At 69.7% G+C, this 12,112-nt stretch carries 9 protein-coding genes; 1 reads left to right on the forward strand and 8 read right to left on the reverse strand.

Annotated elements, in window-relative coordinates; translation table 11 throughout:
- The 7 genes from ACM6LR_RS37200 to eccD form a co-directional block, all read right to left on the reverse strand.
- Positions 1-375 carry a YbaB/EbfC family nucleoid-associated protein gene (locus ACM6LR_RS37200; protein ID WP_414945467.1) on the reverse strand — a complete coding sequence of 125 codons (375 nt, stop codon included), beginning with the start codon at positions 373-375 and terminating at the stop codon, positions 1-3.
- Positions 350-2,467, reverse strand: coding sequence for a hypothetical protein (locus ACM6LR_RS37205; RefSeq protein ID WP_414941843.1), 2,118 nt, complete (start codon positions 2,465-2,467; stop codon positions 350-352). Before ACM6LR_RS37205 ends, ACM6LR_RS37200 begins: the two co-directional genes overlap by 26 nt.
- Before the next feature lie 6 nt (positions 2,468-2,473).
- Positions 2,474-2,911 (reverse strand): hypothetical protein, encoded by a 438-nt coding sequence (locus ACM6LR_RS37210; protein WP_414941842.1) that lies wholly within the window; start codon positions 2,909-2,911, stop codon positions 2,474-2,476.
- Between the two features lie 33 nt (positions 2,912-2,944).
- Positions 2,945-3,247 (reverse strand): WXG100 family type VII secretion target, encoded by a 303-nt coding sequence (locus ACM6LR_RS37215; protein ID WP_414941841.1) that lies wholly within the window; start codon positions 3,245-3,247, stop codon positions 2,945-2,947.
- A gap of 34 nt (positions 3,248-3,281) precedes the next feature.
- On the reverse strand, positions 3,282-3,620 hold the full coding sequence (locus ACM6LR_RS37220) for a WXG100 family type VII secretion target (RefSeq protein ID WP_414945468.1): 339 nt from the start codon (positions 3,618-3,620) through the stop codon (positions 3,282-3,284).
- 112 nt (positions 3,621-3,732) lie between these two features.
- Positions 3,733-5,127, reverse strand: coding sequence for a type VII secretion protein EccB (gene eccB, locus ACM6LR_RS37225; RefSeq protein WP_414941840.1), 1,395 nt, complete (start codon positions 5,125-5,127; stop codon positions 3,733-3,735).
- A 2-nt stretch (positions 5,128-5,129) separates the two neighbouring features.
- Positions 5,130-6,503 carry a type VII secretion integral membrane protein EccD gene (gene eccD, locus ACM6LR_RS37230; RefSeq protein ID WP_414941839.1) on the reverse strand — a complete coding sequence of 458 codons (1,374 nt, stop codon included), beginning with the start codon at positions 6,501-6,503 and terminating at the stop codon, positions 5,130-5,132.
- 122 nt (positions 6,504-6,625) lie between these two features.
- Here eccD and eccCa point away from each other — a divergent pair, with 122 nt between their 5' ends.
- Positions 6,626-10,597, forward strand: coding sequence for a type VII secretion protein EccCa (gene eccCa, locus ACM6LR_RS37235; protein WP_414945469.1), 3,972 nt, complete (start codon positions 6,626-6,628; stop codon positions 10,595-10,597).
- Positions 10,598-10,910: 313 nt separating this feature from the next.
- Here eccCa and ACM6LR_RS37240 read toward each other — a convergent pair whose 3' ends face one another.
- Complete coding sequence (locus ACM6LR_RS37240; RefSeq protein ID WP_414941836.1) at positions 10,911-12,023, reverse strand: S8 family serine peptidase; 1,113 nt, start codon at positions 12,021-12,023, stop codon at positions 10,911-10,913.
- Positions 12,024-12,112 lie beyond the last annotated feature (89 nt).

The following is a 12,112-nucleotide window of genomic DNA, read 5'->3' on the forward strand; positions in this document are numbered from 1 at the left end:
TCAGTCCCCTCGCCTGCCGAAGACGTCCGAAGGCGCCTCGTTCCAGAGCGCCGAGAACGCCTTGTCGACCTCGGTGGTGCCCGTCATGGCCGCACGGAGGTCGTCACGCTGATCCATGAGCGGACCGAACACCTCGACCACCGTGTCCGCCATCTCCCGCCGGGCGCGGCCGAGCACGTCGAGCAGCGTCCTCGCCAGTTGCTCCGGCGGCATGGAGCGGTACTTCGTCGTGTGGAACTTCATGCCCACCACGGTGTTCTGCGCGTCCACGGTCACCGTGACCAGATGATCCGCGGAGGTCGCGGAAGTCGTCCGCGACGCGAGTTCGGCCTTCGCCGACTCGATCCGGTCACGCTGATCCTTCAGCGTGGCCATAGCCTGGTGAAGTTGCTCCTCCAGCCAGTCGGCCATCGTTTCCTCCCTGTCCGTAGTTGTTCGGGCCACCGGCACCCCGTCCCGCGAGCCGCCTGCCGCGTTTGCGGGCACCCAGCACCGACGGCGGGAGCTTCGGATCGGTACCCCAGGTCTCCTCGTCTTCGGCGAGCCACGTCGTCCGGTCGCGTTCGCCCTTGTTCTGGTCCGCGCCCCCTCCTGCTCCTGCCCCGCCCGCGGTGGGCGGGTAGAACGGCACGCCGCCCATCCCGTTCTGTGGCGCGCCGCCGCTCTGCTGGTTCTTGACCAGCGACGGACCGCCCTCGGTCGTCACCGGCTTCCCTGGCGGCGACGTGGTCGTCTCGGGCTTGCCGTCACCGGCCGAACCGATCGACCCCGGATGCGGCGCGGACCCCGAAAATCCACTGTGGACACCCAGCGGTCCGCCGGACGAAAGCGAGACCGGCGAGTGCGTCCCGGGCAGCAACGTCGGAATCGACGGGGCGTTGTTGCCGCGTAACGACTTCAGGTACTGATCGAGGTCGTTCTGCTGAGTGCCGTCCTTCTTGATTGGATCCGGCCGGGCCAGCCGGTCCTTCTCAGTGAGCTTGTCGCCCTTCGGGCCGATGATGTCGCCGTTGGGGCCGATCCGGGAACCCGGCGGCACGACGACCTGCCGCCCGAACGGATCGAGCAACGGTTTTTTGTCCGGGCCGAGCACGACGCCGTCCGGCCTGATCGTCGACCCCGACGGCACCTTCAGCCGGTCATCCGGCTTCGGGCCGACGGGCGGCGGCTTGTCCGGGTTGTTCGGGTTCGGGAACAAGGGGTTGTTCTTGTCCACCGGCGGCGGAACCGGCACCTTGGGCCCGTTGGGTCCGTTTGGCCCCTTGGTGTCCTTGTCACCCTTGGTGGGGTCGGGGATCTTCGGCGGTCCGTCCTTGGGCCCGGGCGGCGGCTTCGGCGGCCCGTCCTTCGACCCCGGCGGCGGAGGCGGGGTCTGCGACCCCGGAGGAGGCGGAGGCGTGGTCGGCGGCGGTTTATGGAGATTGAGCCGCCTCGGCTCCCGGATCTGCGGCAGCAGAAGACCCAACGCGCTGTAGTTCGGGGGAAGGTCTTTGAGCACGGCGTTGGCGGCGACGTCCAACGTGCGCTCGATGTGGTCGGTCCAAAGACCTTTCGCCGCCTCCATGATCCCTTCCCAGAAGGCGGGACTTCTGGCGTCCGCCCCGAGCAGGTCGCTTTTCGGGTAGCGTTCTTCGAAACCCCAGTAACTGTCGGTGGACCTGTTGCTTTTCAGATCCGCCGTGAATTTCGGGCTGTTCCAAATCGCGGTCAGGCAGCCACCCGGCCAGGCCAGCTGGTTGCCCGGCACAGTGATGCTGTCGAACTTCGCGGTGGGGCAAGGGACCGAGAGAGGCGACATCCATTCGGCATAACCCTGGTGAAGCCGGTCGAAAGCCCATCGAAGACCAACGGCGGCTTCGTTGACATCCTTCGTGTCGAGATTGTCCTCGGGAGTTTTTGTCTTGAGGTCGTCAGGCCGCGTTCCCAACTGGCTCACGAGGTTGTCGCACCGGAAGACAAGCCCGTCCAGGACGTCCCGGAACGCGCCGGCGCCGGTGCCCTGGAAGTCGTCGCCCTTCTTCCCGACCTTGTCCCGCCAGCCACCCAAACCGGTGGACATCCCGGCGAGAAGGGACTTCGTACCGTTCAGCGCGTTGAACGCCTTGGTGAACGTGGACGGCTGCGCCACCGGGTTGGTGTTGTAGTAGCCGTTCATGGAGTCGAGGATGTCGTCCAGGCCGCCGTAGTACGCGGTCATCACCGGCCCGAACGCCTCGTAGTTCGCGCTGGCCGCCGCCCAGAACTCTCTCGTGGTCGAGTAGCTGTTGACGGTGTAGTCCCACCCTTTGGGTTTGTAGCCGTGATAGTGCCGGGTGGAGGACCAGACATCCCACTTGAGCCACTGGACGTTCAGGATGGTCTCGCGAAGGGGCATCTTCGCCAGCTCACCCGTCGGGCCGCTGCCGGTGAAGTAGTTGAGGACGTCCTCCCACGGCGTCTTCGATCCCCCTGGAAGTCCGGAAGTCATCGCGGCTCAGCTCCCCGTGCCACCGTTGTTACCACCGGGGGGCGGCGGAGCGGAAGTGGTCGTGAAGATCTCGCCGAGCTGGCTCATGTTCAGCTCGGTGGACAGTTTGAGGTTCTCGTCCTCGCCCTTCTCCGCGATGTCGACCACGTACGAGATGTTCTCGTTCAAGGTGATCAGCTGTTTCCGGATCGCGTCGACCTGGTTGTACAACGTCGGCGCCGTCCCGGTGGTGGGGGCTTCGTACTTCTCGATCAGCAGCCTGGCGGGCTCCCACGCCTCGGAACCCGCCAGCAGCCGCCGTTTCCCGGCGGCGCTGTTCACGGTCTGGGCCAGCTCCGCGACATTCGGATCCTTCAGCAGATCGTCGACCATCTTCCGCAGGACCTTGTCCTGGAAATCTTTCAGAAAACTGATGGTGATCTTGATGTCGCCGCTGTCCGCCATGCTCCTTCTCCTTTCCCCGCGACCGGCCTCGACCTAGATTCCCTGGAACTTCGCCCCGATGTTCTGGTCGGTGCGCGTGTAGTTCTCGAAGGACATGGACAACGTCTGGTGGCCCTTTTTGAAGCGGCCTTCCATGGCGCTGGTCGTGGCGTGCCACTTGCGCTGCAGTTCCGTGTAGGACGTCGCACCCTGACCGAGCCAGGTGTCGGTCATCGGCTTGATGGACTTCTCCAGATCGAGCAGCGCGTTGTCGATCGCCTTGCTCAGCCCGACCATCCGCTCGGCAAGGTGCGGAAGGTTGCCGCTGACCGCGAAACCGTCGTAAGGGGTGGTCATGATCGTTTCCTCTCGGTACGGGGGATTACGCCGGTCAGGACAGTTCTTTGAGGACGCGGTCGCTTTCGCCGCCGAACGACGACATCGCCACCAGGTTGATCTCGTCCTCGGCGGTGTTCATCTGCTGGTCGCTCGCGTTGACCATTTCCTTGATCTCCGTGAGCAGCGCGAGAACCTGGACGTAATCCGTTTCCCACGCCTCGAGCTGGGTGAGGAAGGTCTGGGAAGCCGCGCCCTGCCAGTCGTTCTTCAAGTCGGCCCGGACCGACGTCACGCCTCCGTGGATCCTCTTGCACTCGCTTTCGCATTCCTCGATGGCCGTGAGGCCACCCTTCATGCCCGAGTCGGTCTTTTGAAAATGCGGCATGCTCATCGGTTGTCGTCCTTCCCGTGGTGTCGCTGACGCTCCAGGGCAAGCTCACCAACACCGGGCGCGGGAGACCATGCGGAACCACCGGCAGAAGTCGCGGCACCGGTTCCTCTGGTCAGGAACCGCACGTGGTGGCCGCGGGCAGCACCGCGCCCCCGTCACGCAGCACCGACGGGTCCAGCGCGGCCCCGGTCGGCAGCAGGTTCAGCAGGGTCGTCGGCAAACCGCGGGACCCGGCAGGGTCGAGGGAGAGCGCCTTGGCACCCTCCGGCGGCACGGGATACTTCACGCCGGTGTCGGTCACGAGGAAGAGCGCGTCGCCGGGCCTCCCCGACGCGGCCGTCGCCCTGACGAGGGCACCGGAGCCGGGCCGCACCGCGATCCGGTCGACCCGCGCACAGGGCGCCGCGACACCGGGCTGGTCGAACGGCGGCTGCCCGGCACCGGAAAGCCGGTCGGCGACCGCGACCTGGGTGCGCGGCGTGTCGCCGTCCGGGGTGACGAGAGCGCACAGTGCTTGTCCACTGTGGAGGGTGGTCGCCTTCGGCGGTTTCAGGGGCGGCGGTGGTTCGGCCGGGGACAGGTGTTCGCTGACCACCCGGCCGGGCAGCGACGCCACCGCGGCTTCCCCGCCGTCGTAGGCGAGGCGGCGGACCTCCGGATCGACCGTCAGCAGCCGCGCGTCGAGTTCCGAGATCGGCCGGAGCCCCGACTTCGTGAGTACGTAAGGTTGCGCCGGCTCGCCTGCCACCGTGTACAGCCTGCCGACCGCGCCGAGGCCCGGCACCGCGGTACCGAGCCCGTCGATCGCGGGCGGCCCGAAGTCCGGTCCGGCGGGAAGTGCGTCGAGCAGCGCGGCCGGCGCCCTCACCAGCTGCAGGACGCCGTCCAGCGCGTCGAGCGCGCCCCGTTCGGTCGCCACGCGATGACGTTTGCCGCGCCACAGCAGGAAGTTCACCCCGTCCGGGGCGACGGCCACGACCGCGGCGTCGTCGCCAAGGGGATTCGCGGTGACCCCGCCCACCCGCAGGGACGTCGGCCCGGACCGGTCACGGCCGGTCACGGCGCACACCTCCCACGGGTCGGCCGCGAGTGACGGCGGTGAGTCGGGCGCGCCGATGATGCCCAGCGGGTCACCGCGGGGCACGTCCTTCAGCGACGCCTCGGCGACGTGCTTCACGACCAGCTGGTTGCCCGCGACCAGTTTGGCCGAGGCGTAGTTCAGCACCGGCAGCAGTTTGCCGCCCGCGTAGAGGAAGCGCGCGCCGGAGGAATCCGCGATGACGAGCGCGCCCTCCACCCGCCATGACTTGTTCCCGCCCGGTGAGATGAGGCCGAACACCAGCGTGCCGAGGCAGGCGAGGACGGCGATCAGCACGCCGATGACGCTGCCCCGGTACGTCCGGTTCAGCGGGCTTTCCGGCGCGTCCGGATCGACCCGCAGCAAGGCCGACGACAGTCTGCCCAGCATGAACTTGTGTGCCTGGACCTGATCGGTCTTCGAGTTCATGGTCAGCCCCCGAGACCGCGCATGAAGGCGAAGACGCCGAGCAGCCACAGTGCCAGCGGCAGCAGCGACACCGCCGCGAGGGTCTCCGCGAGATCCGCGAGCCTGCCCCACTGCGGCAGCAGCCTGCGGCCGGGCAGCGTCCACCTGGCCACGATCAGCACGGCGGCGAGCAGGAACACCCCAGCCACCATCGGCAGCGGGCTCGCCGAGTCCTGCTGGGTGGCGAGCAGCAGCCGCAGCACACCGTAGACCCCCGGCACGATCACCGGGAGCCGCTGCCACACGCTGCCGAGCGCACGGCCGTGCACCAGCAGCAAGGTGCTGAGCACGGCGGCGAACGTGGTGGCCTGCCAGGAAGTGTCCCGGACCACGAATTCGATCGAGACGACGCAGGAGGCACCGATCGCGGTGAACAACGCGGTCACGAAGCCGTCCGCGACGCGGCCCTTGCCGACGACCTCGTCACCGGCGTGCGGTTCGAGTTCCTCCTGCAGTTCACGGGCGCTGGTGGGCAGTCCCGGCAGCCGCAGCCCGGCGAGCCGGAAGGCGATCCGCGGCACGAACGCGCCGAGCAGCACGGCGAGCACCGCGATGATCGTCGCCGAAGCGGCGGCGCTCACGCCGCCGAGCATCAGCACCAGGCCGCCGGAGGCGCACAACAAGCCGAGGGTGGCGACGGAGACGAACACCGGCGCGGCACCCGCCACCGCGGCGAGTCCGAGCGCGGCCGCTCCCGCGCCCGCCACGCAGGCGGCCAGCAGCCGCGCGCCGGTGAGCACCGTGCCTTCCGGTCCGCTGGGGACGATCGAGCCCGCCAGGCCGACGAACGGAACCGCTGCCAGCGCCAGCGCGAGTGCCGCGGTCCCGTCGCCAAGCGCGCGTGCCGCGGTGGCCGAGCAGACCAGCAGGAAGATCGCCGCGGCGGCGGCCGCGACCAGCGTCGGCCATGCCGCCGGGGCGGACACCAGCAGCCCGAACGCGAAGGCGACGAACGCCAGGACACAGCCGAGCATCGTCCATCGCGTCGCCTGCGGGCTCCACGAGTCCGGACGGCCGCGGGCTTCGGTGGACAGCCCGTCGATGATGTCGTCGAAGTGGACGGTCGGGAGCTGCTCGCGGCGGGGCCGCAGATGCACGGTCTCGCCGTCGCGCAGGTTCAGCGAATCGACGGTGGCTTCCTGGTCCAGCGGTGGATCCCCGAGCCGCTGCAGCGTCCAGCCGTCGTGGTCCACACCTTCCTCGGCGAGCTCACGGCCCGCGTGACCGAGGATCGTCGGCATCAGATCGATCAGGGGGATGTCGACCGGCACCGCCAGCTCGAAGCAGGCGGAAGGGGCACGGACCCGGAGTTTGCACAGTCCTGAAGTGGTCGCCATGGCACACGCCTTCGGTTCGGCGACCGACGCGCGGCATCACGAGTGAACCGTCGCGTGGTCGGATTTCGTCACCTCTTGTGGAGCCGCCACCACAGCGCGTCCGAGAGGGAAGGAATCCTGGCTTGAGTGTAATCACCTTCCGCAAGGGGCCGCGACGGCCAGGACCGGAAATGCCCGAGGGCGAGCTGAGCATCCAGGAACCGCCGACGCTGCCCGAAGTCCAGCGCAGTGCCGGCGCGGTCATGATGTACCTGCCGATGGCGCTGTCGTCGACGGCGACCGTGCTGCTGTTCGTCCGGCCGGGCGAGAACGGCGCGTTCAGCTATCTGGCCGCCGGGCTGATGACGGTGTCGTCGATGGCCATGCTGGTCGGGCAGCTCGGCCGCAGTGCGGGCGAGCGCAAACAGAAACTCAACGACGCCCGGCGCGACTACCTCCGCTACCTGGCCCAGTCCCGGCGCAAGGTCCGTGAAGTGGTCACGAGCCAGCGGAAAGCCCTCGCCTGGCGGCACCCCGATCCGACGTCGCTGTGGTCGCTGCCGGGCACGTCGCGGATGTGGGAACGCGACGCGCAGGACGAGGACTTCGGGGAGATCCGGATCGCCAGGGGCCCGCAGCGCCTCGCCTGGCGGCTGAACCCGTTGTCCACCAAACCCGTCGACGATCTGGAGCCGCTGTCCGCGCACGCGCTGCGCCGGTTCATCCACGCCTACGGCACCGTGGACGGCCAGCCGGTCGCGGTGTTCCTGCCGTCGTTCGCCAGGATCCTCATCCGCACCGAGGGCGAGGACACCGAACCGATCCGGGCGCTCGCGCGGTCGATGATCGCCCACCTCGCCGTCTTCCACTCCCCCGCGGAACTGCGGATCGTCGTGCTCGCCTCACCGGAACGGCGGGCGGCGTGGGAGTGGGTGAAATGGCTGCCGCACAACCTGCACCCCAGTGAGACCGACGGCGCGGGCGAGGCCCGGCTCGTGGTGGAGTCGACCGCGGAGCTGGAGAACGCGCTCAGCGACGAGTTCGCGATCAGGCCGGGGTTCGATCCCGACGCGCTACCGGACAGCCACGAACCGTGCGTGATGCTGTTCGTCGACGGCGCCACCGTGCCGCCCACCTCCCGGCTGGCCGGTGACGGCTACCGCAACACGACGGTCGTGGACCTCTCCTCCGCCCTGTCCGAAAAGGACGATCAGCAGACACTGCGGTTCCGGCTCGATGGCGGGACGCTGAAGCTGATCACGGTGGACCAGCACAACAAGGAGGTCGCCGGCGACCTCGGGCGGCCGGACGGGATCGGTCTCCACACCGCGACCGCGCTGGCGACGCGGCTGGCGCCGTACCGGGTCGGCGCGCGGCAGCGATCGGCCGAGCCGATGAACGCCGACTTCGACCTGACCGCCATGCTGGGCATCACCGACATCCAGACCTACGACGTCGCGGCGGGCTGGGCGGCGAAACGGCCGGGCGGCAGGCTACGGGTGCCGCTGGGCGTCGGCCCGACCGGTGCGCCGATCGACCTCGACATCAAGGAATCCGCCCAGTCGGGCATGGGCCCGCACGGCATGCTGATCGGCGCGACCGGCTCCGGGAAGTCCGAACTGCTGCGCACCCTGGTGCTGGCGCTCGCCCTCACGCATTCCTCGGAGATCCTGAACTTCGTCCTCGTGGACTTCAAGGGTGGCGCGACCTTCCTCGGCCTGGACGGTCTGCCGCACACCTCCGCGGTGATCACCAACCTCGCCGACGAGGCCGCGCTGGTCGGCCGGATGCGCGAGGCGCTCAACGGTGAACTGGTGCGGCGCCAGGAACTTCTGCGCAAGGCGGGCAACTACAGCTCGGCACTGGACTACGAACGGGCCCGCGCGAACGGGACACCGCTGGCTCCCCTGCCCACGCTCTTCCTGGTGGTGGACGAATTCAGTGAGCTGCTGTCGGCGCACCGGGACTTCATGGACCTGTTCATCATGATCGGCAGGCTCGGCCGCTCGCTGGGGGTGCACCTGCTGCTCGCTTCCCAGCGGCTGGACGAAAGCCGGATCCACCAGCTGGAATCGCATCTGTCCTACCGGATCGGCCTGCGCACCTTCTCCGCGATGGAAAGCCGGGGCGTGCTGGGCGTGCCGGACGCGTACCAGCTGCCGTCCGATCCGGGCAACGGCTTCCTCAAGAGTGGCACCGCGGCGCTGGACCGGTTCAAGGCGGCGTACGTCTCCGGGCCGCACCGGGTGGTGCGGCGGAACGTAAAACAAGCCGTGGTGGCACAACAGATCGTGCCGTTCACCTCGAAGTTCACCGCCCGCCGCGATCCGGAGCCCGAGCCGGTTCCGGTGCCCGAAGCCGAGCCGGAGGGTGCGGTGCCGAGCCTGCTGGAGCTGGCCGTCGACCGGCTCCGGGACAGCGGTCCCCCCGCGCACCAAGTGTGGCTGCCGCCGCTGGACGCGCCCGGCTCACTGGACGAACTGCTGCCGCCGCTCGTGGAGACCGCCGACCGCGGCCTCAGCGCGCGGGACTGGCCCGGTGTCGGCGCGTTGGCCGTGCCGATCGGCCTGGTGGACCGGCCGTTCGAACAGACAAGGGATCCGCTGCTGGTCGATCTGGCAGGCAGCGACGGGCACGTCGCCATCGTCGGCGGGCCGCAGAGCGGCAAGAGCACGGCCCTGCGGACCCTGATCACCTCGCTGGCGCTGACGCACACCCCGGCGGAGGTCCAGTTCTACTGCCTCGACTTCGGTGGCGGAACGCTGTCGAGCCTGCGGAAACTTCCGCACGTCGGCGGCGTGACCGGACGGCTGGACGTCGAGCGCATCCACCGCACCATCGGCGAGGTCACCGCGCTGCTGACGCGCCGGGAACGGTTCTTCACCGACCACGACATCGACTCGATGACCACCTACCGGCGCAAACGGGCGGCGGGCGAGTTCGCCGACCAGCGGCACGGCGACGTGTTCCTGGTGGTGGACGGCTGGTCCACCATCCGGCAGGACTTCATGGACCTGCTGCCGACGTTCGTCGAACTGGCCTCGCGCGGTCTCAACTACGGCATCCACCTGATGCTGGCGTCGAGCCGGTGGAGCGAGATCATCAGCGCAGTGCGCGACCTGGTCGGCACGCAGCTCGAACTGCGGCTCGGCGACCCGGTCGACTCGGTGATCAACATGCGGGCCGCGGCGACCGTCCCGAAGATCCCCGGCCGCGGCCTCACCGACAAGGAACTGCACTTCCTCACCTCCCTGCCGTCGATCGACGGCGCGGAGGGCGACGTCGCCGAGCACGTCGAGACCCTGGTGAGCCGGATCGCCGCGGCCTGGCCTGGCCCGTCCGCTCCCCCGGTCCGGATGCTGCCCGTGGTACTGGACCGGGCCGAACTGCCCGCGCCGGACTCGGACGTGCGGCTCGCCCTCGGCCTGGACGACCAGCGGCTCGAACCGCTGTGGCACGACTTCGAGGACAACCCGCACCTGATGGTCGTCGGGGACGTGGAGTCCGGGAAGACGAACCTGCTGCGGCTGGTGATCGACGGGATCACCCAGCGGTACGACCCGCAGGAGGCCCGGATCATCACGGTGGACTACCGCCGCGGCCTGTACGACGCCGTGCCCCAGGAGTACAGACTGGGCTACGCGGTGTCCGGCGACTCGGTGCGGGACATGATCGACGGCGTCGCCCGCGCGGTGCGGACCCGGATCCCCGGACCGGACATCACCCCGGCCCGCCTGCGATTGCGCGACTGGTGGACCGGGCCGCAGGTGTTCGTGGTGATCGACGACTACGACATGGTCGCGTCGTCGTCGAACGCGCTGTTCCAGCAACTGTTCGATCCGCTGGCGCAAGGAAACGCGCTGGGCCTGCACCTGATCGTGGCCCGTGGCGCCAACGGCATCGGCCGCGGCGCCAACGATCCTCTGCTGCGACGCCTCACCGAGGTCAACACCCCGGTGATGCTGCTGTCCTGCCCCCTGTCGGAAGGCATGGTGTTCGGCGAGGTCCGGCCGCGGGTGCTGACCCCTGGCCGGGCGCAGTACGTCACGCGGCGCGGCACGACCGTGGTGCAGACCGCGCTCTCGGCCCACGAAGCGGAACTCGTCACGAAATGACCGGCTCGCCCTCCCTCGCCGCGACCACCCCCGGCGGCGAGGGAGGGCCACCCGGCGGCGGGCCCAGCCGCCGGAGTCGAGCGCTCCGTGCAGGAGTCCTGCACGGACTGCCGACGTGATCCCTGGTGTGCGCCCGGTTCTCGCGCAACTGCTTCGAGGTCGATGTCCCCAATGCGGCATCGGAGACATCCACCGGAGGTGCGCTTCTGCTCGCCGAAAGCGCCCTGGAACGTGTCGCGAAAGCCACTTTCGAGACCTTGAGCGTCGCGAAAGTGGCTTTCGCGACACGCCGCCTCGCGTGTCCCCAAAGCCGCTAACGACCGGCGCGCCACCCTCGCCGCCGCCCCCGCGGCACCACCACGGCCGCCGCCCCCAGCAGGCACACCGCCACCATAACCCCAGCCACCACAGCGAAAGCCGACTGCCGGACAGGCGCGACGTCGGGCGGCGGCACCAACGTCACCGGCTCGCGGCGCACCGCCCCGCCGACGTCGGCCGTCGCGACCGAGGTCAGGGCCGCTAGCGGGTCGAGCACGGTGACACCGGCCTGCGGCGAGGCGGTGTCCCGCAGCCGCCGGGCGAGGTCGGCGCCCGTCACCTCGCCCCGGTACGCCCGGATCAGCGCCGCCGCGGCGGCCACGTGCGCGGCGGCGAACGCGGGGCCCGCGCCGACGACCTGGCCACCGCCGGGTCCCCTGCCCACCACCAGGTTTCCCGGTGCGGCGAGGGCTCCCTGAACCGGCGTGGCCTTTCCGTCCGGGCCGATGGCGGTCACCGCGAGCACCCCGGGGAACGCCGCCGGGTAGTACGGGCCGGGTGGGACGTCATGTGCCGTGGTGAGGTCCCGTCCCGCCGCGGCCACGATCAGCGCACCCGCGGCGATCGCCCGGTCGACGGCCTGCCGCAACACCGGATCCGCCTCCGTGACGGCCGTCGCGACGCAGATGATCCGTACCCCCGCGCCGACGGCCGCGTCGAGCGCGCCGGCGATGCCCGACGCGGTCGCGGCCCCGAATTTGTCGGTACCCCGCACGGACAGCACCCGCGCGCCCGGCGCGAGCCCGGAGACCCCGGCGTCGGACGACGGGGGCGCGGCGATCAGGCTCGCGACGACGGTGCCGTGCCCGACACAGTCCGTACCGGCCTCACCGATGGCGTCCGCGGGCAGTATCGACGTGTCGACACCGGTGTCCACCACCGCCACGGTCACGCCCGTACCGGTCGAGAGCGACCAGAGCCGTTCCGCGCCGAGGTACGGAAGCTGCCACGGCGCGGAAGGGATCTTCTTGCCCGACGGGGCGGTGCACGGCTGCCCGGCACGCAGGGTCTGCGGGATCTGCGGGAGTTCCCTGTCCTGCGCGGCCGCGAGGCCACCGTTCGCCAGAAGGGCGAGCGTCGCGCACGCCACGGTCAGCTGTCGCCTCATCGTCCCAGTCCAGCACGCGGGGCGGGCGCCGAACACGAAGAAGGACCGGCAGTTTCCCCGCCAGGTGAACCGTGCCGGGCCTCCACCGC

It is taken from the genome of Amycolatopsis sp. cmx-11-32 (genome assembly GCF_047608695.1).
GTDB lineage: Bacteria > Actinomycetota > Actinomycetes > Mycobacteriales > Pseudonocardiaceae > Amycolatopsis.

Excerpts from the sequence above, each read along its gene's own strand:
- eccD (WP_414941839.1), bottom strand. The coding sequence starts at position 6,503 with ATGGCGACCACTTCAGGACTGTGCAAACTCCGGGTCCGTGCCCCTTCC.
- ACM6LR_RS37215 (WP_414941841.1), bottom strand. The coding sequence starts at position 3,247 with ATGACCACCCCTTACGACGGTTTCGCGGTCAGCGGCAACCTTCCGCAC.
- ACM6LR_RS37220 (WP_414945468.1), bottom strand. The coding sequence starts at position 3,620 with ATGAGCATGCCGCATTTTCAAAAGACCGACTCGGGCATGAAGGGTGGC.
- eccB (WP_414941840.1), bottom strand. The coding sequence starts at position 5,127 with ATGAACTCGAAGACCGATCAGGTCCAGGCACACAAGTTCATGCTGGGC.
- ACM6LR_RS37205 (WP_414941843.1), bottom strand. The coding sequence starts at position 2,467 with ATGACTTCCGGACTTCCAGGGGGATCGAAGACGCCGTGGGAGGACGTC.
- ACM6LR_RS37210 (WP_414941842.1), bottom strand. The coding sequence starts at position 2,911 with ATGGCGGACAGCGGCGACATCAAGATCACCATCAGTTTTCTGAAAGAT.
- ACM6LR_RS37200 (WP_414945467.1), bottom strand. The coding sequence starts at position 375 with ATGGCCACGCTGAAGGATCAGCGTGACCGGATCGAGTCGGCGAAGGCC.
- ACM6LR_RS37240 (WP_414941836.1), bottom strand. The coding sequence starts at position 12,023 with ATGAGGCGACAGCTGACCGTGGCGTGCGCGACGCTCGCCCTTCTGGCG.